General features: G+C 63.5%; 33 protein-coding genes and 1 pseudogene. 21 read left to right on the top strand and 13 right to left on the bottom strand.

Going from position 1 to position 24,708, the window contains the following annotated elements:
* Nucleotides 1-159: 159 nt before the first annotated feature.
* The gene (locus VOI27_RS04560; RefSeq protein ID WP_323764114.1) at nucleotides 160-909 is read right to left on the bottom strand and encodes a sulfite exporter TauE/SafE family protein; all 750 of its coding nucleotides are present in this window, start codon (nucleotides 907-909) and stop codon (nucleotides 160-162) included.
* A gap of 86 nt (nucleotides 910-995) precedes the next feature.
* Between VOI27_RS04560 and VOI27_RS04555 the strand changes: the two genes are divergently transcribed.
* A complete protein-coding gene (locus VOI27_RS04555; RefSeq protein WP_323764113.1) occupies nucleotides 996-1,688 on the top strand; it encodes a FadR/GntR family transcriptional regulator in 693 nt (230 codons plus the stop codon).
* Between the two features lie 31 nt (nucleotides 1,689-1,719).
* Here the strand turns inward: VOI27_RS04555 and VOI27_RS04550 are convergent, their stop codons facing one another.
* The 5 genes from VOI27_RS04550 to VOI27_RS04530 all read right to left on the bottom strand — a co-directional run bounded on the left by VOI27_RS04550 (nucleotide 1,720) and on the right by VOI27_RS04530 (nucleotide 4,628).
* Nucleotides 1,720-2,385 carry an FAD-binding oxidoreductase gene (locus tag VOI27_RS04550; RefSeq protein WP_323764112.1) on the bottom strand — a complete coding sequence of 222 codons (666 nt, stop codon included), beginning with the start codon at nucleotides 2,383-2,385 and terminating at the stop codon, nucleotides 1,720-1,722.
* A 43-nt stretch (nucleotides 2,386-2,428) separates the two neighbouring features.
* Nucleotides 2,429-3,130, bottom strand: coding sequence for an RNA polymerase sigma factor (locus VOI27_RS04545; protein ID WP_323764111.1), 702 nt, complete (start codon nucleotides 3,128-3,130; stop codon nucleotides 2,429-2,431).
* A complete protein-coding gene (locus VOI27_RS04540) occupies nucleotides 3,127-3,654 on the bottom strand; it encodes a cupredoxin domain-containing protein (RefSeq protein WP_323764110.1) in 528 nt (175 codons plus the stop codon). The genes VOI27_RS04545 and VOI27_RS04540 overlap by 4 nt, the downstream gene beginning before the upstream one ends.
* The gene (locus VOI27_RS04535) at nucleotides 3,651-4,070 is read right to left on the bottom strand and encodes a hypothetical protein (protein ID WP_323764109.1); all 420 of its coding nucleotides are present in this window, start codon (nucleotides 4,068-4,070) and stop codon (nucleotides 3,651-3,653) included. Before VOI27_RS04535 ends, VOI27_RS04540 begins: the two co-directional genes overlap by 4 nt.
* A 144-nt stretch (nucleotides 4,071-4,214) precedes the next feature.
* Nucleotides 4,215-4,628, bottom strand: a complete 414-nt coding sequence (locus tag VOI27_RS04530) for an Rrf2 family transcriptional regulator (protein WP_323764108.1) — start codon at nucleotides 4,626-4,628, stop codon at nucleotides 4,215-4,217.
* Nucleotides 4,629-4,720: 92 nt separating this feature from the next.
* Here VOI27_RS04530 and VOI27_RS04525 point away from each other — a divergent pair, with 92 nt between their 5' ends.
* The 5 genes from VOI27_RS04525 to VOI27_RS04505 are packed head-to-tail and all read left to right on the top strand — an operon-like array spanning nucleotide 4,721 to nucleotide 7,799.
* Complete coding sequence (locus VOI27_RS04525) at nucleotides 4,721-5,185, top strand: group III truncated hemoglobin (RefSeq protein ID WP_323764107.1); 465 nt, start codon at nucleotides 4,721-4,723, stop codon at nucleotides 5,183-5,185.
* Nucleotides 5,182-5,670, top strand: coding sequence for a hemerythrin domain-containing protein (locus tag VOI27_RS04520; RefSeq protein WP_323764106.1), 489 nt, complete (start codon nucleotides 5,182-5,184; stop codon nucleotides 5,668-5,670). The genes VOI27_RS04525 and VOI27_RS04520 overlap by 4 nt, the downstream gene beginning before the upstream one ends.
* Nucleotides 5,670-6,080 carry a DUF488 domain-containing protein gene (locus VOI27_RS04515; RefSeq protein WP_323764105.1) on the top strand — a complete coding sequence of 137 codons (411 nt, stop codon included), beginning with the start codon at nucleotides 5,670-5,672 and terminating at the stop codon, nucleotides 6,078-6,080. Before VOI27_RS04520 ends, VOI27_RS04515 begins: the two co-directional genes overlap by 1 nt.
* A complete protein-coding gene (locus VOI27_RS04510) occupies nucleotides 6,073-7,104 on the top strand; it encodes a nitronate monooxygenase (protein ID WP_323764104.1) in 1,032 nt (343 codons plus the stop codon). Before VOI27_RS04515 ends, VOI27_RS04510 begins: the two co-directional genes overlap by 8 nt.
* Nucleotides 7,101-7,799 carry a 5-formyltetrahydrofolate cyclo-ligase gene (locus VOI27_RS04505; protein WP_323764103.1) on the top strand — a complete coding sequence of 233 codons (699 nt, stop codon included), beginning with the start codon at nucleotides 7,101-7,103 and terminating at the stop codon, nucleotides 7,797-7,799. The genes VOI27_RS04510 and VOI27_RS04505 overlap by 4 nt, the downstream gene beginning before the upstream one ends.
* A gap of 10 nt (nucleotides 7,800-7,809) precedes the next feature.
* Here VOI27_RS04505 and VOI27_RS04500 read toward each other — a convergent pair whose 3' ends face one another.
* The 7 genes from VOI27_RS04500 to VOI27_RS04470 all read right to left on the bottom strand — a co-directional run bounded on the left by VOI27_RS04500 (nucleotide 7,810) and on the right by VOI27_RS04470 (nucleotide 11,968).
* Entirely contained in the window at nucleotides 7,810-8,499 is a 690-nt protein-coding gene (locus VOI27_RS04500) for an MOSC domain-containing protein (protein ID WP_323764102.1), read from the bottom strand.
* Nucleotides 8,496-8,960, bottom strand: coding sequence for a TlpA disulfide reductase family protein (locus VOI27_RS04495; RefSeq protein ID WP_323764101.1), 465 nt, complete (start codon nucleotides 8,958-8,960; stop codon nucleotides 8,496-8,498). The genes VOI27_RS04500 and VOI27_RS04495 overlap by 4 nt, the downstream gene beginning before the upstream one ends.
* 55 nt (nucleotides 8,961-9,015) lie before the next feature.
* Nucleotides 9,016-9,759 (bottom strand): hypothetical protein, encoded by a 744-nt coding sequence (locus VOI27_RS04490; RefSeq protein WP_323764100.1) that lies wholly within the window; start codon nucleotides 9,757-9,759, stop codon nucleotides 9,016-9,018.
* 80 nt (nucleotides 9,760-9,839) lie between these two features.
* On the bottom strand, nucleotides 9,840-10,463 hold the full coding sequence (locus VOI27_RS04485) for a MarR family winged helix-turn-helix transcriptional regulator (RefSeq protein WP_323764099.1): 624 nt from the start codon (nucleotides 10,461-10,463) through the stop codon (nucleotides 9,840-9,842).
* 18 nt (nucleotides 10,464-10,481) lie between these two features.
* Nucleotides 10,482-10,724: a hypothetical protein gene (locus VOI27_RS04480; protein WP_323764098.1), complete on the bottom strand. Its 243-nt coding sequence runs from the start codon at nucleotides 10,722-10,724 to the stop codon at nucleotides 10,482-10,484.
* 119 nt (nucleotides 10,725-10,843) lie between these two features.
* Nucleotides 10,844-11,503 carry a hypothetical protein gene (locus tag VOI27_RS04475; RefSeq protein ID WP_323764097.1) on the bottom strand — a complete coding sequence of 220 codons (660 nt, stop codon included), beginning with the start codon at nucleotides 11,501-11,503 and terminating at the stop codon, nucleotides 10,844-10,846.
* 168 nt (nucleotides 11,504-11,671) lie between these two features.
* Entirely contained in the window at nucleotides 11,672-11,968 is a 297-nt protein-coding gene (locus tag VOI27_RS04470) for a hypothetical protein (RefSeq protein ID WP_323764096.1), read from the bottom strand.
* Between the two features lie 164 nt (nucleotides 11,969-12,132).
* Here VOI27_RS04470 and VOI27_RS04465 point away from each other — a divergent pair, with 164 nt between their 5' ends.
* The 15 genes and pseudogenes from VOI27_RS04465 (at nucleotide 12,133) to VOI27_RS04395 (ending at nucleotide 24,703) form a co-directional block, all read left to right on the top strand.
* On the top strand, nucleotides 12,133-12,486 hold the full coding sequence (locus VOI27_RS04465) for a hypothetical protein (RefSeq protein WP_323764095.1): 354 nt from the start codon (nucleotides 12,133-12,135) through the stop codon (nucleotides 12,484-12,486).
* Nucleotides 12,431-13,180 carry a lytic transglycosylase domain-containing protein gene (locus tag VOI27_RS04460; protein ID WP_323764094.1) on the top strand — a complete coding sequence of 250 codons (750 nt, stop codon included), beginning with the start codon at nucleotides 12,431-12,433 and terminating at the stop codon, nucleotides 13,178-13,180. Before VOI27_RS04465 ends, VOI27_RS04460 begins: the two co-directional genes overlap by 56 nt.
* Before the next feature lie 14 nt (nucleotides 13,181-13,194).
* Nucleotides 13,195-13,467: a TrbC/VirB2 family protein gene (locus tag VOI27_RS04455; RefSeq protein ID WP_323764174.1), complete on the top strand. Its 273-nt coding sequence runs from the start codon at nucleotides 13,195-13,197 to the stop codon at nucleotides 13,465-13,467.
* Between the two features lie 11 nt (nucleotides 13,468-13,478).
* Complete coding sequence (locus VOI27_RS04450) at nucleotides 13,479-13,757, top strand: VirB3 family type IV secretion system protein (protein WP_323764093.1); 279 nt, start codon at nucleotides 13,479-13,481, stop codon at nucleotides 13,755-13,757.
* On the top strand, nucleotides 13,747-16,137 hold the full coding sequence (locus VOI27_RS04445) for a type IV secretion system protein B4 (RefSeq protein WP_416374642.1): 2,391 nt from the start codon (nucleotides 13,747-13,749) through the stop codon (nucleotides 16,135-16,137). The genes VOI27_RS04450 and VOI27_RS04445 overlap by 11 nt, the downstream gene beginning before the upstream one ends.
* The gene (locus VOI27_RS04440) at nucleotides 16,134-16,337 is read left to right on the top strand and encodes a hypothetical protein (RefSeq protein ID WP_323764092.1); all 204 of its coding nucleotides are present in this window, start codon (nucleotides 16,134-16,136) and stop codon (nucleotides 16,335-16,337) included. The genes VOI27_RS04445 and VOI27_RS04440 overlap by 4 nt, the downstream gene beginning before the upstream one ends.
* Before the next feature lie 3 nt (nucleotides 16,338-16,340).
* Nucleotides 16,341-17,483: a lytic transglycosylase domain-containing protein gene (locus VOI27_RS04435; RefSeq protein WP_323764091.1), complete on the top strand. Its 1,143-nt coding sequence runs from the start codon at nucleotides 16,341-16,343 to the stop codon at nucleotides 17,481-17,483.
* Entirely contained in the window at nucleotides 17,480-18,289 is an 810-nt protein-coding gene (locus tag VOI27_RS04430; protein WP_323764090.1) for a type IV secretion system protein, read from the top strand. The genes VOI27_RS04435 and VOI27_RS04430 overlap by 4 nt, the downstream gene beginning before the upstream one ends.
* A gap of 2 nt (nucleotides 18,290-18,291) precedes the next feature.
* The gene (locus VOI27_RS04425; protein ID WP_323764172.1) at nucleotides 18,292-18,945 is read left to right on the top strand and encodes a type IV secretion system protein; all 654 of its coding nucleotides are present in this window, start codon (nucleotides 18,292-18,294) and stop codon (nucleotides 18,943-18,945) included.
* Nucleotides 18,942-19,643, top strand: coding sequence for a TrbG/VirB9 family P-type conjugative transfer protein (locus VOI27_RS04420; protein ID WP_323764089.1), 702 nt, complete (start codon nucleotides 18,942-18,944; stop codon nucleotides 19,641-19,643). Before VOI27_RS04425 ends, VOI27_RS04420 begins: the two co-directional genes overlap by 4 nt.
* Nucleotides 19,640-20,962 carry a TrbI/VirB10 family protein gene (locus tag VOI27_RS04415; protein ID WP_323764088.1) on the top strand — a complete coding sequence of 441 codons (1,323 nt, stop codon included), beginning with the start codon at nucleotides 19,640-19,642 and terminating at the stop codon, nucleotides 20,960-20,962. Before VOI27_RS04420 ends, VOI27_RS04415 begins: the two co-directional genes overlap by 4 nt.
* Entirely contained in the window at nucleotides 20,962-21,948 is a 987-nt protein-coding gene (locus VOI27_RS04410) for an ATPase, T2SS/T4P/T4SS family (protein ID WP_323764087.1), read from the top strand. The genes VOI27_RS04415 and VOI27_RS04410 overlap by 1 nt, the downstream gene beginning before the upstream one ends.
* A gap of 89 nt (nucleotides 21,949-22,037) precedes the next feature.
* Nucleotides 22,038-22,385, top strand: coding sequence for a hypothetical protein (locus VOI27_RS04405; RefSeq protein ID WP_323764086.1), 348 nt, complete (start codon nucleotides 22,038-22,040; stop codon nucleotides 22,383-22,385).
* Nucleotides 22,385-23,413: a type IV secretion system protein gene (locus tag VOI27_RS04400; protein ID WP_323764085.1), complete on the top strand. Its 1,029-nt coding sequence runs from the start codon at nucleotides 22,385-22,387 to the stop codon at nucleotides 23,411-23,413. The genes VOI27_RS04405 and VOI27_RS04400 overlap by 1 nt, the downstream gene beginning before the upstream one ends.
* A 785-nt stretch (nucleotides 23,414-24,198) precedes the next feature.
* A pseudogene (locus tag VOI27_RS04395) lies at nucleotides 24,199-24,703 on the top strand (transposase).
* Nucleotides 24,704-24,708: the final 5 nt, after the last annotated feature.

Below are 24,708 nucleotides of genomic sequence, written 5' to 3'. Positions count from 1 at the left end.
CGGCTTGGCGTTTGGTCGAACTATGCGACTGAAAGTGGGACACGGCCACCCGCAAACCCGATACAGCTCTTTATCGGGAATTTTGAAAGTAGCGTCGTACCTTTTCACCAATGAATGCTATTTGGCCTGGAGCTTCGAGTTCCGGGTGACCGACCCGCATCAGGCGATGAAGAACACGAGTGTCATCACCGCACCGACGCCGGTCAAGAACAGGCGCAGAAGGTCAGTATTGACGATCTTGCGGCTTTGGCGAGCGCCGACGTAACCGCCGACCAGCGAGGCCAGCGCCATCACCGCCGCCTGTTCCCAGGCGATCAGCCCGGCAGTGATGAAGGTCACGACGGAGACGATGGACAGGACCGCCGACAAGAGGTTTTTAAGCCCGTTCATGCCGTGCAGATCGGCATAGCCCAACAGGCTGAACGTCGCCAGCAGCATGATCCCCAGCCCGCCGTTGAAATAGCCGCCATAGATCGACACCGCGACCAGCGCCGTCACGGTCGCGAGCGGCCCGGCGTCCCCGAGCCCGGCGACGCGAGCGGCGCGCAGGATCCTCGGCGCGCCGGCGAACAGGACCGTAGCGGCCAGAAGCAGCCAGGGCACCACGCCCATGAACACCTCGGCCGGGGTGACAATCAGCAACAGCGCGCCGATCAGGCTTCCGGCCATCCCGGCCAAGGTTATGCCCCGGAGCCCGACGCTGCCCTGCGCGCGCATGTCGTCGCGAAAAGCCCAGGCGCTGCTGAGATAGCCGGGCAGGGCGGTCAGCGTCGCAGTGGCATTGGCGCTCACGGGCGGCACGCCGACCCAGATCAACGCGGGCAAGCTGAGGAACGTGCCGCCGCCCGCCACCGCGTTCAAAAGGCCCGCCGCCAGGCCGGCGACGGCCAGAACGATGATATCCAGCATGATGGCTCCTCTCTGAGCATCCGGTTGTAAAAGGCTCTTGCCGCAAAGCCGAATGGTCTGCAAATTGGTCTGTAAAAGGAACCGTCATGCCACGCACATCGCCCGCCATCGTCGAAGCGCAGCTGCGCCGCTTTCTCACCGAGGACATGCCGCCGGGCGAGACACGACTGCCGGATGAGCGATCGCTGGCGCATAAGTTTGACTGCAGCCGGGAAACGCTTCGCAAGGCCCTGGGCGTCCTGGAATCCGAAGGTCTGCTGTGGCGCCACGTTGGGCAGGGCACTTTTCTCGGCGTGCGACCCCGGCATCTGCCGATCCGAGAAACGGTACTGGTGGAAGGGGCGACGCCAAGGGATGTGATGGCCGCGCGTTTGCTGCTGGAGCCGCAGGTCGCCGCCGAGGCCGCACGTCACGCGGGACCGGAGGAGGTTGTCCTGCTCCGGCGTCGCGTGGCGCAGGGGCGCCGGGCGCGTGCATTGTCCGAATGCGAGGCCGCTGACGACGCCTTTCACCGCGCGATTGCCGCGGTATCGGGAAATCCGGTGCTTGCGGGATTTCTGTCGTTCTTGTCCGGCGCGCGCCGCCGGATCGCCTGGCAGCGGGAATGGGACCGAACCTATCGGCGCATCGGGGTGGAAGAGTTCAGGACATTGCACAGCGACCAGCATGACGCCATCGTGCAGGCGGTTGCCGAGGGCACGCCCGAACGGGCCGAAGCCGCCATGCGGCGGCATCTTCGTACGATCGAAGCGGCCATGACGCCGGCTTCGGGCTCCTGATCCCAGAGGCGAACGCGGACGGTCGTCATGGCTAGAATTTCTCTTCGATGATCCTGTCGTCCTTGACGCCCAGTTCTTGAAGCGCCGCGCGGACCGCCTTCATCATCGGCGGAGGGCCGCAAAGATAGCAGCGGCTGTCGGTGCCGACAAAGCCGCTCAGGAAATCGCGGTCGACGCGTTGCTCTGGAACGCTTCCATCGCTCTCATCGACCACGAAAACCGTCTGCAGGCCCTCCATCTCCTCGAACCTGTCGCGCCAGATGATGTCGGCCTCGGTCTTGTTGGCGAAGATCAGCGTCGAGCCGTCAAGTGTGCCGTGATCGTGGAGCCGCTTGCGCAGGACCGCAATCATTGGTGTCACCCCGGCGCCACCGGCGATGAAGACGCCGGAACCTTCATTCGAGATCGCACCAAAGGGGTCTTTCATGTCGACCGCATCACCAGGCTGCATCATGCGGATCTGCTCGGTCACGCCGTTGTGGTCCGGATAGGACTTGAGGACGAATTCAAGCGTCGGCTCATGCGGCAGGGTGACTGGCGTGAAGGGGCGTCCCTCGTCCTTCCAGCCGTCCTTTTGCAGAAATAGCTCAACCCCCTGACCTGGAGTGAACTCGAAGCGCTCAGTACGGTCGAAAACCAGGTGATAGGTATCGTGGGTGACAGGTTCGATCTGTTTCAGCGTCAAATGATGTGTCATGTCGCAACCTTTCTCGGGCCGGTGTCGCGGTCTCGTGCCTTGGTCAGGACGTAGTGGGCGCGCATAGTTCCGCAATCACCCGGTCGGCCATGCCTGCGCAGCGTGTGCCTGCAAACGGAAAGGCCTGATCGAAGCCGCCTTCGATTCTCGCCTCGAGAATGGCGCGCAATCTGCGGCGGGCGCGGAACAGACGCGTTCTAACCGTGATCGCATTGAGCGACAGGTCTTCGGCGATGTCCCGAAGCGTCATGCCCTCGACCTCGCGCAGCAGGAACGGCAACCGCAGATCGGATGGCAGCGCCGCGATGGCCGTTTCAAGCAGGTCGCGAACCTGCGAGCGGCCAAGAGCGGTCTCGGGTCGTTCTTGATGCTGGCCGGGAAAGGCGATGACCGCGTCTGTCTCGGTCTCGTTCACAGTGTCATAATCCTCTTCAAATCGCGCGCGACGCAGGCGCATGCGCGCGGCATTGATGGCAATCCGGGTGATCCAGGTCGAAAACCGCGCCCGTCCGTCGAATTGGGCAAGCCTGGAAAAGGCATTCAAATACGCTTCCTGCACCACCTCCTCGGCATCCGTGTCGCTGGGCATGATGCCTCGCGCCACGCGAAACAGCCGCGGATTGAGCCGCCGGACAAGCTCGCGGATGGCGACCTCGTTCCCGGCGCGGGCGCCCTCGACAAGCTCGGCCTCGCTGGCCGGAGGAAGCGCCGTGAGCGGCGCCGGGATCAGGGCATGTCTGGTCATCTTGTTGCCTCCTCGATGCGGCCGCGCAACAGGATTTCGTTGACCGGGGGCAGGGCGGCAAGCACCGCCTGCGACACGTCTTTCGACGGTCCGGCCGTGCCCTCCCATCCCGGATCATCGGGCGCGCCCACAACAATGCGCCCGACCATGGCGGCCATCTCGTGCGGGATGCAGTAGAAGTCGTAGACGCCCGGGACCGTGAGTGTGACGTCGAAACTTGCGCCCGGAAGCAGGAAGTCGCTGTCCCAGGGCGATGCCGCCGCCGGAATCCTGCGGGCGCGGTCGAATAGGCCCGGGTGATAGGCCGTGGCGGTGTGGCTGTTGCCAGGGTCGCGATTGACGAAGCGCAGCACCGTGTCCGTCGCGACCGCCAGCCCGCGTGGTGCAAACCAGATGCGTTCACCGCGCGCGGTGCCGCGCATCTCGATCACCTCGACCGGCGCGGCGGCAAGCGCGCGCTGGGTAAGGAGGCCGCCGCAAAGCCCGCCCCCCATTGCCAGGATTTGTCTGCGGTCCGGTTTCATTCCGCCAGACGTCCCTTGGCGTCCTCGTCGTGGTAGAGCACGACATGGGCATGAGGTTTCTCGACCCCCGGATGGCCTGCGTTGTAATAGATGTCGACACCACTCACCGTGTGCGAGCCGATGCCCAGACCGTCATAGGCCGTGCCGCTTGCCATATCCTCGAGTGGCGTCATGTAGACCGTGGCCGAGAGCCTTCCGTCATGGTCATAGGACAAGAACGGCCCGGCGGGCAGAGTGCCCGGATCGACGAAGAGCGTGCCGAGGCCGGGCAAGAATTCCGGCAATGGCAGGACGTCACTGACCTGGACGTAAGGATCGCCCGGGGGCGAGGCCGTCAGGGCGTCTTCCTCATGAGCAAAGGCGGGTCCGGTGGTCATCGACGCCGCGATGGCCAGGACAGCGGTTGAGAGTTTCATGCGTGGCTCCTTTTCATTCCATGCGAACGCCTGTTCTTGCGGGCGCTCTGACGATTGGATGCGGAAGGGCCGGAAATGTTCGCAAAAAATATTGTTCTGGAGCCGTGCCGCCGCTCTGGCAGGAAATCCTGCCGGGCAGTCAAATCACGCCGCCTGCGGCGACAGGGCGATTTCGGCGAGCGTCGATCCGTTCAGCTCTTCCAGAAAGCGCGCCTCAGCGCTGCGCAGCCGGGCCTTCAGCCGACAGCGTCCGTCGATGGTGCAGTCGCCACCATCGGCTGCAAAACATTCGACCAGCGCCTGCCCCTGTTCAAGCAGGCGCACCACGTCGCCCAGCCGAATGTCCTCGGGCGCTTTGCACAGCACTGCTCCACCGCCGCCGCCCCTGCGGGTCTCGACGATGCCGCCCCGGGCCAGCCGTTGCATGATCTTGGTCAGGTGGTTGCGGGACAGGTCGAATTCCTCGGCCAGCTCCGCAGTCGAATAGGCGCGTTCCGGCGCGCTGGCCATGCGCATCAACATGCGCAATCCGTAGTCGGTAAAGGATGTCAGGCGCATGTGGTCTCGATCGCTCTTTGAATTGGTATTTACAGTACCTATTACAGGATATAGAGTCCAGACCATCCCAAGAATGAGTCGAGGTGTCCCCCGTGTCTGCGCAACTCAAGATCCTGTCCGCGCGCCCCGAAATGACAGCCAGGATCATGGTCGAAACCGGGCTGGACGAGAACATGCTGGCCGACTTGGTGCATCGTTTCTATGCCAAGGTGCGGCTGGATCCGGTTCTGGGCCCGGTCTTTGCCGAGCGGATCATCGACTGGGGGCCGCATTTGGACCGGATGGTGGCCTTCTGGTCCTCGGTGGCGTTGATGACCGGGCGCTATCACGGCGCGCCGGTCCCGGCGCATCGGACGCTGCCTGTGGACGCCACGCATTTTGACCGCTGGATCACGCTGTTTGGTGAGACCGCGCAGGAGGTCTGCACGCCTGCCGGGGCCGCGCATGTGATGGAACGGGCGCAGCGGATCGCGCGTTCCCTGACAATTGCCGTCGCCGAAGCCCAGGCTGCGCCCGACACCATTCCGTTTCTACGCCAAGAAAGGATGCGCAGATGACCGAAGCGATACCCGTCCATGATCCGTCGGAACTCACCCGATTTATCGAAATCCGCTATCACATCCGCCATCGCGAAAGCTTGCCCGATCTGGCGAAAATGGCCCGTCAGGTCGAAGACCTGCATTTCGGGGATGACAGTGTGCCTGAGGGACTCTCCGACCTTTTGCAACGGATGATCGGGGAGATGGAGGCGCATATGAAACAAGAGGAACTGGTCCTCTTTCCTGCCATCCGAAAGGCCGGCGCGTCAGACCTCGACACCCCGATTGCCGTCCTGCGCGCGGATCATGAACGACAGGAAAGCGACCTCGCCGAAGTCCGCCGCCTGACCGGCGGGTTGGCCGTGCCCGACCGCGCCTGCCGCACCTGGGCCGAGCTCTACGCCGGACCGACGGAATTCATGGCCGATCTCGAAGAGCACATGCGGCTGGAAAACGACCTGCTCTTCCCGCAATTCGAAACGACCGCCGCGCAAACCGCCTGATGCCGGAACGACCGCCTGTCCCCGACGATCCCGCCGAGCGTATCCGTGTCAAGCGGATCTATCGTGCGGCGCGGGTGTCGGACGGCAAGCGCATCCTGGTCGACCGCCTCTGGCCGCGCGGCGTCGCCAAGAATCGCGCCCGGCTGACCGACTGGATGAAGGAGATCGCACCGAGCGACGACCTGCGCCGCTGGTTCCACGACAATCCGGACGCATGGGACGAATTCACATCCCGCTACGAGGCAGAACTGTCCGAACATGACGATTTGCTGCGCGACCTTGCCGGATATGCGCAGGACGGGATTGTCACGCTGCTTTACGCCTCGAAGGACGAGGACCGCAACAACGCGGTCGTGCTGTGCCGATACCTGCGGGCGCGGCTGGAAGGGAAAGAGGGGCAAGATGCGTGAAGTGGCCACGACTCTGCGCACACCGCTGTGCGACCTGCTGGGGTGCGAACTGCCGGTCCTGCTGGCGGGCATGGGCGGCGTCTCGCGCTGGGAACTGGCGGCGGCGGTGTGCAATGCCGGGGGCTACGGGACGCTCGGCATGGTACGCGAAGACCCCGACCTGATCGCAGCCGAAGTGACCGCATTGAGGGCCGCGACAGACCGGCCCTTTGCCGTCAACCTGATCCCCGCCGCGACGGCGCCCGGTTTGCTCGACGCCCAGATCACCCGCTGTCTTGAGCTTGGCGTCACGGCCTTCTCGTTCTTCTGGGACGTGGTGCCCGAGGCCGTGGCCCGGGTGAAAAACGCCGGGTGCCTCGTGCTCCACCAGGTCGGCACGGTAGAGGCGGCGCGTCAGGCCGAAGATGCCGGGGTCGACGTGATCATCGCCCAGGGGATCGAGGCGGGAGGCCACGTGCACGGGCGCAGCCCGACGCGCACCTTGACCGAGGCGATCTTGGCGCAGACGGACCTGCCGGTTGTGGCGTCGGGTGGTATCGTTGACGGTGGGGGACTGTCTGCGGCGCTATTGTCCGGGGCCAGCGGCGTGCAGTGCGGCACGGCCTTCCTCGCAACCGAGGAATCCTTTGCCCACGCTTATCACAAGACACGGCTCACCGAAGCCCGCGACGACGATACGGTTCTGACTGATGCATTCGTGCTGAACTGGCCGAAGGGTGCGGCGGTGCGGGTGATCGGCAACAGCGTGACCTCGGGTTTGAACGGGCGCTACATGGGTCATGACCCCGACACGCTCCCACGCGAAACCATCGCATGGGACGCTGACCAACCGCGGTTGAGGTACAGCACGGATTCGCCGCTGCGCACCACAACCGGTGATCTCGAAGCCATGGCGCTTTATGCCGGTCAGGGGGTCGGCGCCATTCACGACATCGTTCCCGCTGCGCGTCGCCTTGCCGACATGGTTGCGCAGGCGAAACGCATTCCCGACGACCGGCCGGACCAGCCCGGGGTGACACCATGAGCGACGAATTCGACAGCTTTCGGTGCCAAAGCGGCTTTTCCTCGCCGCCCTGTTCAGCGGCCGAGATCGCGCCGGAGTATTTCGATCCGCTGGCGGTTGACCCGCAGCAGGCCCGCGACGTCGCCCGCTGGCGCAAGGCCGAGCGGACGCGGCTGCGCGCCGAACGCATGGCGCTTTCGGTGGCCGCGCGTCAGGTCGCGGGCGATGCGCTTGCCGGGCATCTGCGACAGGTGCTGCAGGACCGTTTCGGCGGGGCGCGGGGCATGGTCCTGTCGGCCTATTGGCCGATCAAGGCAGAGCCCGACCTGCGCCCGCTGATGGCAGATTTGCACGCGAGCGGGGTGACCATCGCCTTGCCACTGGTCGAGACAAAGGCAGCGCCACTTGTTTTCCGGCACTGGACGCCGGAGACGAAGATGGTGCGCGGTGACTGGAACATCCCCGTGCCGCCACCCGACGCGCCCGAGATCACGCCGGACATCACCCTTGCGCCGCTGGTCGGCTGGACGGCCGACGGCTACCGGCTGGGCTATGGAGGCGGCTATTTCGACCGGACTTTGGCGGCGCTGAACCCGCGGCTTTTTTCCATCGGTATCGGGTTCGACGCGGCGCGGCTCGCCACGATCTATCCGCAACCGCATGACATTCCGCTCGACCTGATCCTGACCGAAAAAGCGGTCCTGCTTCCCCGCTGAACGCAGTTGATCACTCCGGCGTGTCAAGCCGCGGGCGCCAGTCCTCGACCGTCTGACGCGCAAGCCGCGTGTCGATCGCCCGTTGCCAGCTCTCCGGCAGGCAGGGAAGGTTCGCAAAGTCCGCCAGAGCATCCGGATCCAGCGTGTCGCGATAGAGCAACCGCCACACGCGGCTTAGCGGCCAGTCCGGTTGCGGCCGGGTGATCAATTCGGCGCGGTCACCTGGCGAGATGAGGCCATCTGACAGGACCCGGAAATACCAGCCTGTGCGCCCGGTCTCCTGCACGCGGCGCGCCATGTCGAGTTGGTCGAACCGCAGGTTGAGCTTCCAGCAGGGCTGGCGGGTCTGGCTGACCTCGACCGTGGCACCTCCGATCTGGTAGCGGTCGAAGAGGCAGAGCTCGGGTTCGGTGGCACCTTCGATGACCAAGTTCTCACCGAAGGCGCCGGGGCGGAACCGGTCTTCGCGCTCCGGCAGATCCTCGGACCACGAGATATAGTGCGAGGCAGGGTAGGCATGCAGCGCCTTGTCCGCCCCTCCATGGTGGCGTGGGTCGCCCTGTTCGTCGCCGTCGAGACTGGTGGTCCGGGCCATGATCGGCCCCGGAACGGACCGCTTGTCGATAGCCGATGCCACCCCACGGGGACCAAGCGGCGCCACCTTGCCAATCCGCAATTCGGTGATCGTGAAGTCCGTCATTCCGGTCTCTCTTCGCGGATCAACTCCACGACCTGTGCACCCAGCGCCATGTCGGCCACCTGACCCAGATGCATGGCCCGGGTCTCGCCTTTCCTGTCGATCAGGACAAGTGTCGGCGTGCCCTGCACGCCCCAATCCGTCATGGTGCGCGGCATCGCTCCGTCGCCCGGCGCGTCGATGGCGACCGGAAAGGGGATGCGCCATTCGTGCAGGAAAGCGGCCAGACTTTCGCGGCTGTTGCCGTCGTGATGCTCGAAGACGCTATGCAACCCGATCACTGCGAGGTCGTCGGCGTGGAAGGTCTGGCGCAGGCGCTGGGCTTGCGGCAAGCCGTGCATCACGCAACCGGGGCAGAGCATCTGGAACACCTCGACCGCCAGCACCTTGCCACGGAAATCCTCGGGTGCAGGGGGCCGGTCAATGTTCAGCCAGTCAGATGCAGTGATGGATGGCGTGGTCATGTGTCATGCCTTTCGCAAGGCGGGCGCGGCGGGACGGACCGCCGTGCCCGGTCCGTTATTGTCCCACCTGACCCGGCAGGCTCAGATCGCCCGAGGCCACGTCAAAGACATCCGTCACGCAAAGCAGCGGCGCATGGACATTGGCATTGACCTGTAGCGCCGCCGTGACCCCGTCGAACCGCGCTTCTGCCACGGCGCCGATATCGGCGAAGGGCACAGTCACGCTGAGGCGTGGGCCCTCGAAGACCGGCGACCAGCCGGGGCTGTCAATCAGGATGGGCAGGCCCGGCCAGGTCAGCGGTAGGGGCGGCGTGGCACCCTCGGGGATGTCGATCACCTTGAGTGCGCCGTCCCCGCAGACGTCGTCCGGACCGAGCACCACCCAATGGCTGTGCCAGGTGCCGCCATCGTCGCCCGTGGTGCCGGAATTGCTTTCGTCAAACAGCGGCGTGTCGTCGAAATCGGGGTGGATGGTGACGGCGAAGGCGAGGATGCCGGCGCCGGTCTCGAACCCCACGACCGAAGGGTCGAGCGTTGTCGGCCAGACATAGGAAAAGACCGGCGCCCCGGCCAGCGCGCCGCCCGGATCGGGCGATGCCGCGCCGGGCGTGCCGGCGACCGACATGGTAAAGGTGGCGGTGCGGCCCTCGGTGGTGATGTCGGCGGCCACGATGTCGAAATCGGCGACCGTGGCATTGCCCGCGTCGGCGGTGAGTTCGTGGCCGGTGGCCGTGCCTGCCAGAAGGGCCAGTGAAGTCGCCGCGCCGAGGGCTTGGCGAAGGATTGGGTTCTGTGTCATCTTGAGTCGCTTCCTTTCGTAACGGAGGGGTTGCAGTTCAGGGCGCCCGGGCCGTTGCAGCGGCAATGCGGGCGTCCCGTTCACGGCACGGTGGACAGGCGCACGACAGCTCGCGACGCCTCATCCTCCGTGGTGATCTTGTGATCCGGGCAGTCCATCTTTAGCGCCGCATCGCCGAACGCGGCGTCGACGAAGGCGCAATGATGTGGGCGCTCGGTGTCGTCATGGGCATGCGGCCGGAAAAACTGGCAAGTGACGCACATGCGCTGGACCGGGATCGCCCGCGCCTCCTGTAGCGATCGGATGATCAGCGTAAGGCTCCGCAACATGGCACCCCGATGGCTCTCACCAAGGTTGTCAATCGCCGCCTCCAGCGCGGGCGGCGCTTCGGGAATTTGCGCGGCCAGTGCCTGACCTTTCGCTGTTGCCACGATCTGGCGGGCGCGGCCATCCTTGGGGTCGGGCCTTCGCGCGACCAATCCCTTGCCTTCGAGCGCAGTGACCGTGTCGCTCAGGCTTGACTGGGTAATACCAAGCTGATCGGCCAGGTTGGCGATGCGGTCGGGCCGGGCCGCCACCCGTGCCAGCACGTCGCCCTGGGTCGGATTGAGCCCTATGTCCTTGACCGTCTGCCATTGGCTTGCGCGCCAGAAGGCGGCAAGGCGCTGAAACGCGACCGTGATCTGCTGGGACTCGTGAGACATCGGACACCTCCGAGTTACTTATATAGGAGTCCTATATAAATGGCAAGATGCTGCCGCGTCCCGCGCGCAATGGCGGCTCCAACGTGCATGAAAGTTGTCCTCGGCTCGACCGCTCGGATGCCCGGTCAGCTGCCGGTCAGAAGTTGATACCCAGGCGTCGTGATCGATTTCACGGTTGTGATCGGTCGATCGTCGATCCAGATCCATGCGTTCGATCACCAACAGCGCCGCGCCCACCAAAGCCCCGAGCAGATCAGCCACCGGCTTTTCCGACTGAGTGGCATAGAAGCGCAGGTCGCGTCGGCAGTGCGGCTTGTTGAGACCAGTTATTTGTTGGCGCTATGATGGTGAGGTCGAGATCACGGATTTCTGGCATCCATTTAGTAATTGACCTGCTCAAATCCGTACGTGCCTTTGTAATCCTCCCAGTCGACGAACATCGAACGAATGTTGACGCTCGGACAGTGGTCGCCATAGCGCGAGGCGCCCTGAAACGCTGGCGGTAGGGCGCGCACTACGCTGCTGCCCCAGAAGAACTGTCCGTTTGGGCCATAATGCCCGCGTCGGACAATGGCCATACGGTTGCATTCACCGTCGCCGCTTTCCCTCTGGCTCGCGCGTACCTGAAACACATCGATGGATCGGACGAAGTCGAATGCAGCCCCGCCGATATCGACATCCGCACCGGAACCAATCGCCTCTACTGATGTAGTCGGCTGTAGATCGCCGCCTTCGGTAGTAATCTCGTCGTCATGGCTTTCGCCGATAATGATCTGGGGCGTCGCGGAAGGGAGCGCTGGCAGACCAGTCCCCATGGGACACCGCCAGATCTGCAGTGGCGGCTCGACCGGGTAGGGCGTTATTCGACGGATGAACTCGGCCTTTGCGAGGGTGCACTCGGTAGAGGCGGGCCAACCGCCCGCAAGGCAGAGCAGGATGGCGCAGTCGATGGGATAGGCGCGGGCCTCGAGCGTCAGCGGGACTTGCGCGACAACCGACAGGACCGCTGGAAGGAGCAGATGTTTCAGATTGGGTGACATGGATCGTCCTTTCCGAGAAGTCGCGCCCCGCATACGAAACACTACGTAAGAGGGCAATAAACCATGATTGAAGTACATCGTGGATTGAGGTTTGAAAGGGTCCGCCATTGCTTCGCGAGGTACCGGACACCTGGCGGCCCAAGCCGTGACAACTGCCTGCTTGGCGCGTCATTCCAGGATCTCGACAAGACGGCCGTAGTCGCGGCTCACCTCCTGCGCTTCGAGGAACGCACGCTGCCGTTCGGTCTCCAGGCATTGAAAATACTGCTGGATATTCGCGATGTAGGCTTCGAAATCCGCCCGTAGAAGGTCCGCATATTCCCGAACGACTTCAGGTTCTTCAGGAAGGTAAGGGCGTTCGGGCGCCAGGCAGGCCATCGCAGACTGGGCCTGGATGGCCAGAATGGCGGTACAGGCCGGCAAGACCGAAGGCCTGACACAAATCTTGGTCGTGCGAGATGTCATTGACGGTTCAAATCCCGGGGTTCAAACGTTAATCCATTTAGTCAGGCAAAGACGGTCGGTCAATACGAACAAATCGTCTTGCAGTCGTTTATGTTGTATTGTATCGCCCGTGTGGAATTGTTCCCACGGGCCCAAACGATGATCGGGAGGGTCTCAGGAACGTCATGCTAGAAGAAGCGCCGAATGTTGTTACCGAAGAAGGACTGCGCGGATTGCTGGGCAAGGGATACCGGGCGGAAGTGGTCTGCAAGGAAGGCGGGGAGAAGCGCCACAACAGCTGGTACGGGTCCTGGATCATCCGGGCCGTCTCGGCCGATGGCCGCGACGACAAGCTGCTGGTCACTTCTCGCAGCTTTCTCAAGGTCCGGGAGTTCAAGACCATCGTCGGGCTCGTCAGCTTCCTGTACGATCTCGGATGCACGGTCGTCAGCATCCCGCTCGAGCAGGGCGGTCGGGTTTTCCATGACGCGCCGGGCCAACCGTCCGGCACGGGCCCGATATTGGTCTCAAAGGACTGATCTTGCCATTGCCGCGCTGCTGGCGGCCTGGGCGGTCGTGGGACCTGCGGACCTTCGAGCCCAGGAACAGACCGAAGGCTTTGTCTTCTCGGTCAACCACGATGGCCGGCTGATCTCCGCCTCCCAGTCGCAGGACTTCCAACGGACCTATTCCAGCCGCGAAGGGGACGGTCGTCTCCGGCAAGGCGACCGGCTTTTCCTCTTCACCCAAAGCGCCACAGAGAATGTAGATGCACCAGTTGCGCCATCGAGGCCGGTTCCGGTTCGTGCGGATATCCTGAAAGCCATCGAGGACACCGCGCTGCGCTATGCAGGTCATACGGGATTGCGTCGGGCCGGGCTATCGGTCAGTGACTGGACGCTGCTCTATCGGGCCAATATCGAGATCGAAAGCGCCTATGATCCGCGCGCCACGAGCCACGTCGGGGCGATCGGGCTTGGCCAGTTGATGCCGGACACGGCCCGCGACTTGGTCATCAATGCGCATGATCCGCTGGAAAACCTCGACGGATCGGCGCGCTACCTGCTGATGATGCTGGACCGCTTCGGCGACAGCCGCCTGGCCCTGGCCGCCTATAATGCCGGGCCCGAGGCAGTCACGCGCCATGGTGGCATTCCCCCTTATGAAGAAACCCGCCGCCATGTGGCCAAAGTCACGGCCGCAGTTCGGCGGCTGAAAGGAGACCTATCGTGAAACTGACCCCTGTCATGACCGGCCTTGCGGCCGCCCTGTTGATCGTCGCCGCGGGTCCGGCGCTGGCCCAGAGCATCGACCTGTCACCAGTCCAGACCCTGCTTCAGGGGATCGTCGATGCGATCACCGGCCCCCTGGGCATCGTGATCGGCACGCTTGCCCTGATCGGTGTGTTCCTGTCCTGGCTCTTTGGCATTCTCGATTTCCGGCAGGCGCTCTGGGTGGTCGTGGCGATCGCCGGCATTGCCGCGGCCCCGACCATCGTGGCGGCCATCTGGACCACCTGAGCTAGACCGACATGCCTGAACAATCTCGCGTCTTCATCGGCCTTCTCAGGCCGCCGAAACTGCTCGGCCTGCCGATCATGTATGCCATGGTCTGGCTGTTCGGCACCACGCTGCTGTTCCTCTGGGTGCAGAGCTGGGTCGTGGTGCTTTTCGCAGGCCTTGCCTGGCCCGCGCTCTGGAAGGCCGCGGACTGGGACCCGAACTTCCTCGATGTCCTGGCGATCACACTGCAAGAGACGCCGCCGACGCGGAACCGCAGGCATCACGGGGGCGACAGCTATGCCCCGTGATGACGCAAATTATCCGCAGGCGCTCGGCCTCGATGCCGCTCTGCCCGTCTGGGTGGCCGGTGAGAAACGCCTGTCGCAGATGCTGCCTTACGTGAGCCTTGTGACCGACATCACGATCCGGACGCGCGGCAACGAGCTCATGCAATGTATCCGGCTGGACGGCGTGAATAGTACGACAAGCGAGGACACGCATCTCGACCGCATCGGGGCGCTGATGGCGGGGATCGTGGCGCAGGCCGGCACCGGGTTTTCCTTCTACCTGCACAAGGTCTCGAAAGCGATCGACTCGGACCTGCCCGCCATCGACGGCAATGGGTTTGCCCACGCGATCGACGCGCGCTGGCGTGCCCATCTTGGGGCCTCCGGGCTCAGAGACAAGACGCTGACACTCACGGTCCTGAAGCGTCCCGATGCGGGGCGGGGTCTGCCTTTTCTGGCCGCCGCGTCCCGTCGCAAACTCGCGGAGGATACGACCCGCCGGTTGCGCAAGCTCGACGAGGTGGTTGGCTTCATACTCTCGACCTTCGACGAGATGAACCCACGGCTTCTCTCGGCGCGGCGCGGCGCGCTGCTGGGATTCCTCGGCAGCCTCAATACCGGGCGCGAGACCCCGCTTTTCCCGCGCTCCCGCTTCGGCATTCTGGCCGAGGACGTCGCCAATACGCGGGTGAGTTTCGATGGCCCGGTGATCCGTCTCTCCGACGGTGCGGCGGGCGAGAAGTTCGGCGCGATCTTCGCGGTCAAGAACTACCCCGCCAAGACCGATTGCCTGATGCTCGACGAGCTGAACCTGCCGGTCGACATGGTGGTCACGCATTCCTTTGTGCCGATCAACGCCAACATCATGGCCGGTCGGATCAAGCGCCAGTTGCGACTCATGCAGGCCGCCAATGATGGGGCGGTCAGTCTGGCGCAGGAACTCGAACTCGCCCAGGACGACCTGGAATCCAAACGCCTGATCTTCGGCGAACATCACATGACTGTCGCGGTCTATGCGAAGACCCGCGCCGCGCTGGACGAGATCTGCGCCGAGGTGCGCAACATCGCGGCCAGCACCGGCATCAACCTGATCTCGGAAGGGTTCGGCGCGCGGGCGCATTTCATGGCGCAGCATCCCGGCAATGCCGGGGCGCGCAGCCGCAAGGCCGCGATCACAAATCACAATTTCGCGGACCTCGCGACATTGCATCGCGCACCTCTCGGCAAAAGCGGGCGCGAGGTGCCCTGGGGCCGACCGGTCACCATGTTCCCGACGCCCGAGCGTGGCGGATTCCGGTTCAACTTCCACGAACAGGGCGCGCCGGACCGTGAGCCGACCGGCGGGCATACGCTGATCCTCGGCCGCCCCGGGTCGGGCAAATCGGTGCTCGCCGCCTTCCTGATGTGCATGGCGCAGCGCGCCGGTGTCCGGGCGTTCGTTTTCGACTACCGCGCGGGCATGGAGATGGCCGTGCGCGCCTTGGGCGGATCCTACCGGGAGGTGAGGGCGGGGCACCCCACGGGCCTCAATCCGCTGCAGACCGAGACCGATGCGCGCGGACAGGCCTGGTTGTCCGATTGGCTGGCCACGCTCCTGGAACGTGCCGGTCAACCGCTCTCGCCGGTTCAGACCAACCGCCTGCAGGAGGTCGTGCGCCAAAACGCCGATGCCGGTCACGCCGGTCTCAGGAATTGGTCGGATTTTGCATCGCTGCTGGTCTCCACCGACGATGAGGGCGATCTCTTCGAGCGGATGCAGGAATGGACCGCCGACGGTCGCTATGGCTGGATATTCGGGGCCAACCCGCAGGACACGTTCAATTTGGGTGGTACGCGCTCGGGCGATGTCTCGGGCTTCGATCTGACCGGCATTCTAGATTCCGAGAGCGAGCGCGAGCGGATGGCGGTTCTCTCCTATCTGTTCCGTCGGGTGGAACGCGTAATCGAAGACCGCAAACCCACGCTGATCCTGATCGACGAGTCCTGGAAGGCGCTCGACAATGCCTATTTCGCGGAGCGGCTGTCGAACTGGCTGGTCACCGCCCGGAAACAGAACGCCGTCGTCGTGATGATGACGCAATACGCCAGCCAGCTCGAGCGCACCCGCACCGGAAAGACGATCGTCGAAGCAGTGCCGACACAGATCCTGCTGCCCAACATTCGTGCCAGCGCGGCCGATTACGCGATGCTCGGGCTGTCCGAAAAGGAGCTTGGCATCCTTTTCGGCGTCGGGTCGTCCTCGCGCCTGGCGCTGGTGCGCGATGATCGCGGATCGGTGGTGATCGACGCCGATCTCGCAAGCCTCGGCCCGCTGGTGACCATCCTCGGCGGAATGGAAAAGGGCGAGGAACTGGTGGGCCGCGACTACCGCGACCGCCCGGATTTCTGGAGAATGACATGACCAATATGACCTACCCGCGCCTTGGGCTCGTGATCCTGGGCCTCTCGCTTGCGGCCTGTTCAGAATATCGTCCCGCGAAAGCCAACTGCTTTGAGCCCGCAGAGGGAGGTCGCGCGACCGCGCATGTCTCGACCCAGGGCGCCGTGGTCGAACGCGGCGATAAGGGCTGCCAATTCCAGCGTTTGACGCCTGCAAACTGACCGATGCTGCGCTGGCTGCCTCCTACGCTTTTCTCCGCAATCCTCGCGGCACCTGCCCTTGGGCAAGGCGTGCCCGTTTTCGACGCGCAGCGCTTTGCGCGCAACGCGGCGCTGATCCTGCAGCGGGATCGCGATATCGCCCTGCAGCGCGACCGGCTTGCCCGCGAGGAGGCGCTGGCGGAGATCGAGGTGCAACAGCTCGCGGCACTGAGCAATCTGGTCGAGGCGACATCCTTGGGCGCAACAGATGTGTCCGCGACCATCGACGCACTGGAGGTGGGCAAGGATGCGGAATCTTCCTCCGCCGCTCTCTTTTCCTCCGAGGACGGCAATCCGGCGGCAGACGCGATGTTCGGCGATGCACGAGGCGGGATCGAAGATCTGATCATCCGCGCGGCGCGCGAGACATATTCGCATACCGGGGTGTCGCGCGCTGGCCTCAGCCTCGTTCAATGGCGGTGCCTTCTCCAGGCGCTGATCTGGCAGGAAAGCCGGTTCCAGATCGGTGCACGCTCACCCGTGGGTGCCTATGGCCTCACCCAGATCATGCCTGGTACCGCCTCCGACCTCGGCATCAATCCGGAGTACTACGACGATCCCTACCTGCAGGTCACCGGCGGGGCACGATATCTCGCGCAGATGCTGGCGATGTTCGACGGCAACGTCATCCATGCGCTTGCTGCCTATAACGCCGGACCGGGCAATGTGCAGAAATACGGCGGCGTGCCGCCCTTCAAGGAAACCCAGCACTACGTCCTCGTCATTCCCAAACAATACAACCGGTACCTGGCAAAGGTTGGCGGGATCGATGCCCAGGGCACCATAGATCCGGTGCTGCTCGCCAATGCCAGCCTCAGCCTCTCGTCTCACGGGGCAGGGGTCTACGGGGATTATTCGCTCGTTTCCGTCCGCGCCGCCGCCCGGCGGGTGCAGGACATCGTCGAACGCATTGGCAAGACCGAAGATGTGCACGAAGCGCTGGCGCTCAACACCTATGCGCGGGCCGAGCTCGCCCGCCTGGTTGCGATCCGCACCCGTCTCAAGGCCGCCGGAACCGAGCCCATGAGCGCCGGGCAGATCGCGTTGGCCGCAGCGCAGGCCCGCGAAAAGGCATTCATGGATTTCAGCCAGGAGGCATTACGATGAAGAGATACCTGCAACGCGCGATCCGACCGAGGCAAACGACGGCTGCGCTGGCCGTGACCATCGGCCTTGCCGCAGGCCCGGTTGCGACCCAGGGCGTGCCAACCGTGGACACCCAGAACATCGCCCAGGAAATCCGCCAGATGCAGCAAATGCTGGAGGATTTCGGGATCCAGACCGACCAGCTCGATACGCTCCTGGAACAACTCGACCTCGTGCAGCAGCAGCTTGACCAAATGAACGCGATGTATGCCGCATTGACCGGCGCGCGCGATCGTATCCTGGGCCTGTTCATGGGCGGCGATCTCGATGACCTGCTCGAGGCGGATTTCGCGGATATCGGCAACCTGATCACTGGCATTCAGCGAGGTGACTGGAGCGCGCTTCTGGGCTCCTCGGCGGGGCCCCTTCGCACGCAGATGGAAACCGCGCTGGCCAGCGCGGGGTTCGACGAGGACTCGCTGCGCGAGATCGCCAACAGTGGCAGTGCCGGCGCCCAGGGCGTGGCGACGCGCGCCACGACGGGCGCGGTGATGTCGGCCGCCGCACAAAACAGCCATGCCGAGGCTGGCCAATCGCTGGAACGGGTCGAGCGCCTGGTCGACATGATCCCGGAGATGGCCGACCTCAAGGAATCCGTGGATCACAACACCCGCGTGACCGCGGAACTGGCGATTGCCATGACCCGCATGTGGGAGCTTGAAGCGATCCAGACCGTGGGTGCCGGCAACGCCGGCGTGGTCGACGCGGCCACCATTGCCGAGGAACGCCGCTACATGGACTTCACGCTGCCGGAGTTGCGGCAATGAGCATGGGAACCGGCATCGATGCCATCGTCGAGGAAGAACTGGTCTATGGCGCACTGCGACGCGAGGAACTCTGGCGCAAGATCGGCATCGGCGGCGCGGTATTTGGCGTTCTGGGATGTCTTTCGGCCGCGGCGGTCGCGCTTTTGATCGAGGTGCCTGCACCGGTGGTCGTCCCCTACGATCCCGCCACCGGTCTTGCGTTGCCGAACGCGACAGTGCAGGCGGTGACCCTGGCCGAACGCCCCGCCGTTATCGAGGCTCAGATCTACCGCTACATCACGGATCGCGAGACCTACAACCAGCTCGACAATGATCTGCGCGTGCGCCGCGTTCTCGCCCAATCGAATGGTGCGGCCGAAGCCAGCATGCGGGCAACGTGGACCAGCGGGCAGCAAAGCTATCCGCCAACCCGCTACGGCGCCACTTCGGAAATGGCTGTCGAGATCGCCAGCATCACGCTGATAGGCAAGAACCGCGCTCAGGTGCGGCTGCGCAAACGCCTGACAAGCCCGCAAGGCATCCAGGACGGTGCCTTCACTGCCACGCTGATGTTCGAATTCCACCCCGAAGCGACCCGGGTCATCGACGACGTCTGGCAGAACCCGTTCGGCTTCACCGTCACTCAATATGCCATCAGATCGGATCGTCCGGAATGAAAATATCCCTCTCCCTCCTTCTCGTCGCAACGCTCCTGAGCGCCGCGGGTTCGGCTTCGGCAGAGGCCACGCCCCGGCGCGGACCCCACGACAGCCGAGTCCGGGTCGCCACCTGGACAGAAGCCCAGGTCTACCGCGTGGTCACCACCCTGACCCGGGTGACCACGGTCGAGTTCGGTGAAGGCGAAACCATCCGCTCGATCATTGCCGGCGATACCGTGGGTTTCCAGTTCGATGCAGTGCCAGGCGGGCGGGCGTTTGCCATCAAGCCTGTGGATTCGAACGTGGCCACCAATATCACCGTCTATACAAATCGTCGGTCGTATTACTTCCACGTGGTCGAGGCGCGTGGCACGCCGCATTACGTCATCCAGTTCCAATACCCAGAAGACAGGAAGAAACCGCGGAATGCGGTCGCCGCGGCACCGCTCAATACTGACTACGGCGTCAGCGATCAGACCGAGATCACGCCGGTCTCGGTATGGGACGACGGCACCTTCACCTATTTCCGCTTCGCGAAAAACGCCCCTGTTCCGGCGATCTTTCGTCATTCCTGGGGTGGTGAGCGGTCGGTCAACAGCACCGCTCAACCCGATGGGGTCATTCGCGTGTCCGGCGTCAATGCCAGATGGGTCCTGCGACTGGGCGATGATGTGGTCTGCGTGCAGGACATGGATCCGGGAAGGGCAGGGGCATGAGCGCCGAAACCGACGATCTCGCGACGCGCCTGGCGGCACTCGAAGGCGCGACAGGCAAGAAGTCCCCGCGACGCGGTGCACCATTGGCGGCGGTTCTCGGCGTGGCGGGCCTCGCAACGCTGGGCGGGCTGGCCTATGCCGCGCTTGGCCCCGAGGCCGCGCCGCCGATGGAAACCGCTGCACCCGACGAATTCCAGGGCAGGGGATCTGGGTTCGGCGATCTCGCACCCATTGCCAAGCCCGCACCACCCACCGCACCTGTCCCCGTCGAGACCGGACCTACCGAAACCGAACGCGAACTAATGGCAAGCCTTGCGCGCTTGCGTGACGAACTCGCGGCATTGCGCGACAATTCCAACGACCCGGGCGACACTGCGGCCACGGACGCTGTTGCCGAACTGACGGCCCAGATGGCGGCTCTTCAGAAGGAGGCTGCAGAGAGCAAGCGCGCCCTGGAGCGCCGGCTCACGGAAAGGGACCGACAGCTTAAACAGCTGCGCATGGATCTGGAACTGGCGCAGCTGCAGCAGCCCGGTCCCACAGACGCGTTCGGTCCCACCGAAGACGAGTTACGGCTGGCCGCGCTTGAACGTCGCCGCGCGGCTGAGGCCGAGGCTCGCGCCGAACGCATCGCCTCGCCAATGATCGCGTATGCCGGCACGGGAAACCGCCGAGACGACACCACACTCGACGCGCGTCTCAGTGCCGAAGACGCGTTTCTGCGCGCCGGTGCCCAGGCCGCGGACGTGACCCGGGCCGAGGTGATTGCCAACCCCTCCCACACCGTACCGCAAGGCACGATGATCCAGGCCGTGACCGAAACCGCCCTCGATAGCACTTTGCCCGGTGCGATCCGGGCCGTGGTCTCGGAAGACGTGCATGCCTACGACGGCAGCCGGGTGCTGATCCCGCGCGGTGCGCGGCTGATCGGGCGCTACCGGTCCGATGTGGCACTGGCGCAATCCCGCGTGATGGTGGCCTGGGACCGGATCATTCTGCCCGACAACCAGTCGGTCGAAATCAGTGCCTTTGGCGGAGACGCCTTGGGCCGATCGGGGACCACCGGGTTCGTGGACACCCGTTTTGGCGAGCGTTTTGGATCGGCGGCCTTGATTTCTCTGATCGGTGCCCTGCCGCCGGCAGCGGCCGGGCAGATCGAAAACGATACTGCGGCCGGCATCGGCGGGGACGTGGGCACCGATCTGCGCGACAGCACCCGAAACGTCATGCAGGACTATTTGTCGCTCACGCCGGTGATTCACGTCGACCAGGGCACCCGGATCACCGTCATGGTCGATCGCGATCTCGAGATATTCTGATGGCAGGAAGCTACCTGGAAGCCTCACTCGACGCGCTCGCCCCCGCCATCGGGCGGACGGACGTGATCGAGATCTGCATCAATCCCGATGGCAGCGTCTGGGGCGAATTCCACGGCGATCATTTCATGTCCGCCCTTGGCACGCCCTTGAGCCTCACCGCCATAAAGGACCTCGGCAATCAGATCGCCTCGGCCGCGGGCACGACGCTCAGCGCCAAGAAACCGGTTGTGTCGGTCAGCATCCTCTATCGCGACCGGCCGATCCGCGCCCAGGTGATCCAGCCGCCTGCGGTTGAGGGCGGGTTCTCGATCTCGCTCAGGTTTTTCTCGAGGCTGCCGCTCAACGAGATCGCGCTGACATATCTATTTGACCGGGAAACCAGCCTCGAGGCCCTGCGGCAAGAGCGCAACCTCGCGCTGCGAGAGTTGGTCGGGTCGGGCAATATCGACGCCGCGTTGCGCTTCTGCGTCGAAAAGAAGCTCAACATGATCGTCGCGGGCGGCACTTCGACTGGAAAGACGGTCGCCGCCCGCAAGATCCTCTCGCTTGTTACGGACGAGGAGAGGATCGTCACCATCGAAGATGCCGCCGAACTGCGCCCCACGCAGCCGAATGTCGTGACTCTGATCTCGGACCGCGAGGTTGCGCTGCGCAGCGCCGACCAGTTGCTGACGGCCAGCCTGCGCATGCGGCCCGACCGTATCGTTCTGGGCGAGGTGCGCGGCAAGGAAGCCTTGACCTTCCTCGAGGCCATCAATACCGGCCATGGCGGTTCGCTGACCACGCTGCACGCCGAAACCCCGCAACTGGCTGTGCGCCGACTTGCCATTGCCGCGCTGAAAACCGATCTACCGATGACCTATGCTGACATGACCCGATACATCGAAAGCTCCATCGACGTGATCATCCAGACCGGCCGCCACGAAGGTGCGCGCGGCATCACCGAATTCTACCTGCCTGGCCAGACTGCTGCCCTGGGCGCTTAACGAAACAAGGACTTCGCATGCGACTTCCATCTACAACTTTGGCCTTCTTTCTCGCCGCCGCATCCCTGGCGGCGCAGGAGACACCCCCGATGTCCACCGATCTGACCCTGACCATGACACCGAAACAGTACCGCATCTGCAATGACCGGCCCCCGCGCCCGGCCTGGATGGACGAGTTGCACCCGCGCGAGGCGTATAAGGCGCTGACGCTGATGGACCTTTACGAACTCAGAGCCTGGGAGCAGATCGCGGCGAAAGACGATTGTAGCTGCGAGACGCGGTATCCGGAATGGGGCACAGCCGAACAAGAGTACCTTGACCGTTCTGAAGCCCTGCCTCAGCGCGAACAAACGGCATTGCGTCTTGATTGGATCGAAACTCGCAAGTCTCTCCGAATCGTCGTGCAGGCAATTTGTGAAGCTCAAGGCAACTGGTGATGGGCGTCGTCAGCTGGATGGTCGGAACGGCCGATGCATTTCTCGCTGGTGCTGCCGAATCCCAATTCGGCGCGCTCGCCAGCAACATTGGCGCGATTGTCCTACTGATGGTCACCCTTTCCGTGATTGGTCTGTTCATCAACATGGCGTTCCAATATCGCAGCATGGATGGGGCCAGCTTCTTCTGGTATCTTCTGAAACTCTTGCTGGTCGGGCTCTTTGCCTTCAACTGGGTCCAGTTTAACGCCGTCGCGAACGCGGTAATCGGCGGGTTGGACTACATTGCCGGTGCATTGATCTCGTCGATCGGCGGTGGCGGCGCAGGTGCGACGTATTTCGCCAGCGAATTCGACTTCCTGATCGAGAAATTTAGCGCGTACCTAAACGCCATTGGCAACAACCTGAACTGGATGACCGGCGCGATCCTCAGCGGCATCGGCCTCGTACTCCTGAGCCTGCTCGGTTTCATGACTGGCATCGTCCTGATATTCGCCAAGATGATGCTGGCGCTCATGCTCGCCCTGGCCCCGGTGATGATCGCGCTGTCGCTGTTCGAGGCCACGAAGGATTTCTTCCACAGGTGGGTCTCGACCACGGTCAGCTATGCCTTCTATCCGGTCGTCATCGCCGCCATGTTTTCGACGGTCGTCGGTATGGCCAACGCCCTTCTCGTGCAACTCGGCGACCCCGGCACCGCGACCACAATCGGATCGCTGGTCCCTTTTTTCGTCATGGTGTTCCTCGCCAAAGGGTTTGTCGCTGCGACACCGCTCATCGTTCGTGGCCTGTCTGGAAACTTCATGCTGATGGCCGCACCGAATACCCCGGCGGGGATTGCGGGGTTCGGTCGTGGGGTGGCGAACACATCCGGTGTCCGTTGGCGCGCTCGAACAGGATCGCTCAGCAATTCCGAGACAGCAGGACGGATCGTGGCGAAGGCACCGGCCACTGTCTTAGCCGCGACGAGAAGCAGCGGCGAACAGGTGACCCGCATGGCCGAAAGGGCGAAACGCATGGCCAGAATGTGAAAAGAAAATGCGGCGTTCACGAGTGGGCATGTTCGGAAAAGACGGCGGATTGTGTTGAAAAACTCCTCAAACCGAAAATCGTTTCGAAAATCTGGAACGTCGTTCTCGCACAGACCGTCCTGGCAAACATCGGTCGCGGTGAAGCTATTTCGCGGAACGGCGTTCTGCCAATTTGTCCGGCACCGCTTGAGCAGCGAGTTTTTCCACAGAATCGGCGGTGAGCGGAAATTCGCTGCAAGCGCACGGGTCTTGCCTCGGAAAAGCGAAATCAGCCATTCAAAGGCCGAAAAGTCTGACCACTCGTGCTGCGCCCTGCAAACGTTCTGAACGTGCTATCGGGTAACAACGTTTCCCTATCATTCGGTCCGAAGGCACCACTGGCTGATAAAGCGCAAATCTGGGGTTTTTCCCAAATCAAGGCCAGTCGAATGTGTTGCCTCGCGGAAGGTAACCTGTCCAGAACAAGACCGACCGGAACTGTTGCTCCTGTGTTTGCACGTCGGCTGTTCGCTTCGTCGGACGAGACACGGCCGCGGCGATGGCATCGGCATCATCGTCTTCATGCCGCTTGACGAAAGGACTTACGTAGATGGGCGGGATCAATGTCATTTCGTGACGGAGCGCCCCAATCATGCGGCGGCCCTTGCCGACCGCGGAGACAACCATGTATCCGGCAGGCGCGCATTCATAAGTTCAGGACTTGACATGACAACGGCGCTTAGGGTCAGGACCCATTGATTTCCGCGTAGGGGCGTGATTCACGGTTCGAAAACCGAGCGGTGAAAATGTCTGATCTTTTCTGGCTGACGGAGGTGCAGATGGCGCGTCTTGAGCCCTTCTTTCCGAAGTCCCATGGCAAACCCCGCGTCGATGACCGGCGTGTGTTGAGCGGGATTATCTTCATCAATCGTAATGGCTTACGTTGGCGTGACGCACCTGCAGCCTATGGCCCGCACAAAACGCTCTACAATCGCTGGAAGCGGTGGAGCGATAAGGGCGTCTTCGCCCGGATGATGGCGGGTCTGGCTGCCGAGCACGGCGAACGGAAGACCGTGATGATCCCCTCTCATGGTTTGCAGGCAAACCACTGCCAGGCACCGGACGCGACCTATCTCAAGGCCCACCGAACAGCGACCAGCATGGGCGTGAAAAATGGGGGCCAGTTCACGGATCGAGATCATGTTTGGCAGGCTCAAGGATTGGCGGCGTGTGGCAACCCGATACGATAGGTGCCCGAAGGTCTTCCTCTCAGCCATCGCCCTCGCGGCAACCATCATCTATTGGCTATGAGTCCT

It is taken from the genome of Marinovum sp., assembly GCF_034669705.1.
GTDB lineage: Bacteria > Pseudomonadota > Alphaproteobacteria > Rhodobacterales > Rhodobacteraceae > Marinovum.
The sequence above is the reverse complement of the archived record's forward strand: the minus strand, read 5'-3'. Positions and strand labels throughout refer to the sequence as shown.

Bases quoted from the DNA above. Each gene is read 5' to 3' on its own strand.
- VOI27_RS04495 (WP_323764101.1), bottom strand. From the start codon at position 8,960: ATGACCACGCCATCCATCACTGCATCTGACTGGCTGAACATTGACCGG.
- VOI27_RS04440 (WP_323764092.1), top strand. From the start codon at position 16,134: ATGACCAATATGACCTACCCGCGCCTTGGGCTCGTGATCCTGGGCCTC.
- VOI27_RS04550 (WP_323764112.1), bottom strand. From the start codon at position 2,385: ATGACACATCATTTGACGCTGAAACAGATCGAACCTGTCACCCACGAT.
- VOI27_RS04515 (WP_323764105.1), top strand. From the start codon at position 5,670: ATGCCGGAACGACCGCCTGTCCCCGACGATCCCGCCGAGCGTATCCGT.
- VOI27_RS04530 (WP_323764108.1), bottom strand. From the start codon at position 4,628: ATGCGCCTGACATCCTTTACCGACTACGGATTGCGCATGTTGATGCGC.
- VOI27_RS04470 (WP_323764096.1), bottom strand. From the start codon at position 11,968: ATGACATCTCGCACGACCAAGATTTGTGTCAGGCCTTCGGTCTTGCCG.
- VOI27_RS04510 (WP_323764104.1), top strand. From the start codon at position 6,073: ATGCGTGAAGTGGCCACGACTCTGCGCACACCGCTGTGCGACCTGCTG.
- VOI27_RS04555 (WP_323764113.1), top strand. From the start codon at position 996: ATGCCACGCACATCGCCCGCCATCGTCGAAGCGCAGCTGCGCCGCTTT.
- VOI27_RS04535 (WP_323764109.1), bottom strand. From the start codon at position 4,070: ATGAAACTCTCAACCGCTGTCCTGGCCATCGCGGCGTCGATGACCACC.
- VOI27_RS04415 (WP_323764088.1), top strand. From the start codon at position 19,640: ATGAGCGCCGAAACCGACGATCTCGCGACGCGCCTGGCGGCACTCGAA.
- VOI27_RS04540 (WP_323764110.1), bottom strand. From the start codon at position 3,654: ATGAAACCGGACCGCAGACAAATCCTGGCAATGGGGGGCGGGCTTTGC.
- VOI27_RS04430 (WP_323764090.1), top strand. From the start codon at position 17,480: ATGAAGAGATACCTGCAACGCGCGATCCGACCGAGGCAAACGACGGCT.
- VOI27_RS04465 (WP_323764095.1), top strand. From the start codon at position 12,133: ATGCTAGAAGAAGCGCCGAATGTTGTTACCGAAGAAGGACTGCGCGGA.
- VOI27_RS04420 (WP_323764089.1), top strand. From the start codon at position 18,942: ATGAAAATATCCCTCTCCCTCCTTCTCGTCGCAACGCTCCTGAGCGCC.
- VOI27_RS04445 (WP_416374642.1), top strand. From the start codon at position 13,747: ATGCCCCGTGATGACGCAAATTATCCGCAGGCGCTCGGCCTCGATGCC.
- VOI27_RS04425 (WP_323764172.1), top strand. From the start codon at position 18,292: ATGGGAACCGGCATCGATGCCATCGTCGAGGAAGAACTGGTCTATGGC.
- VOI27_RS04490 (WP_323764100.1), bottom strand. From the start codon at position 9,759: ATGACACAGAACCCAATCCTTCGCCAAGCCCTCGGCGCGGCGACTTCA.
- VOI27_RS04500 (WP_323764102.1), bottom strand. From the start codon at position 8,499: ATGACGGACTTCACGATCACCGAATTGCGGATTGGCAAGGTGGCGCCG.
- VOI27_RS04405 (WP_323764086.1), top strand. From the start codon at position 22,038: ATGTCCACCGATCTGACCCTGACCATGACACCGAAACAGTACCGCATC.
- VOI27_RS04560 (WP_323764114.1), bottom strand. From the start codon at position 909: ATGCTGGATATCATCGTTCTGGCCGTCGCCGGCCTGGCGGCGGGCCTT.
- VOI27_RS04410 (WP_323764087.1), top strand. From the start codon at position 20,962: ATGGCAGGAAGCTACCTGGAAGCCTCACTCGACGCGCTCGCCCCCGCC.
- VOI27_RS04545 (WP_323764111.1), bottom strand. From the start codon at position 3,130: ATGACCAGACATGCCCTGATCCCGGCGCCGCTCACGGCGCTTCCTCCG.
- VOI27_RS04450 (WP_323764093.1), top strand. From the start codon at position 13,479: ATGCCTGAACAATCTCGCGTCTTCATCGGCCTTCTCAGGCCGCCGAAA.
- VOI27_RS04485 (WP_323764099.1), bottom strand. From the start codon at position 10,463: ATGTCTCACGAGTCCCAGCAGATCACGGTCGCGTTTCAGCGCCTTGCC.
- VOI27_RS04520 (WP_323764106.1), top strand. From the start codon at position 5,182: ATGACCGAAGCGATACCCGTCCATGATCCGTCGGAACTCACCCGATTT.
- VOI27_RS04460 (WP_323764094.1), top strand. From the start codon at position 12,431: ATGACGCGCCGGGCCAACCGTCCGGCACGGGCCCGATATTGGTCTCAA.
- VOI27_RS04435 (WP_323764091.1), top strand. From the start codon at position 16,341: ATGCTGCGCTGGCTGCCTCCTACGCTTTTCTCCGCAATCCTCGCGGCA.
- VOI27_RS04455 (WP_323764174.1), top strand. From the start codon at position 13,195: ATGACCGGCCTTGCGGCCGCCCTGTTGATCGTCGCCGCGGGTCCGGCG.
- VOI27_RS04400 (WP_323764085.1), top strand. From the start codon at position 22,385: ATGGGCGTCGTCAGCTGGATGGTCGGAACGGCCGATGCATTTCTCGCT.
- VOI27_RS04505 (WP_323764103.1), top strand. From the start codon at position 7,101: ATGAGCGACGAATTCGACAGCTTTCGGTGCCAAAGCGGCTTTTCCTCG.
- VOI27_RS04475 (WP_323764097.1), bottom strand. From the start codon at position 11,503: ATGTCACCCAATCTGAAACATCTGCTCCTTCCAGCGGTCCTGTCGGTT.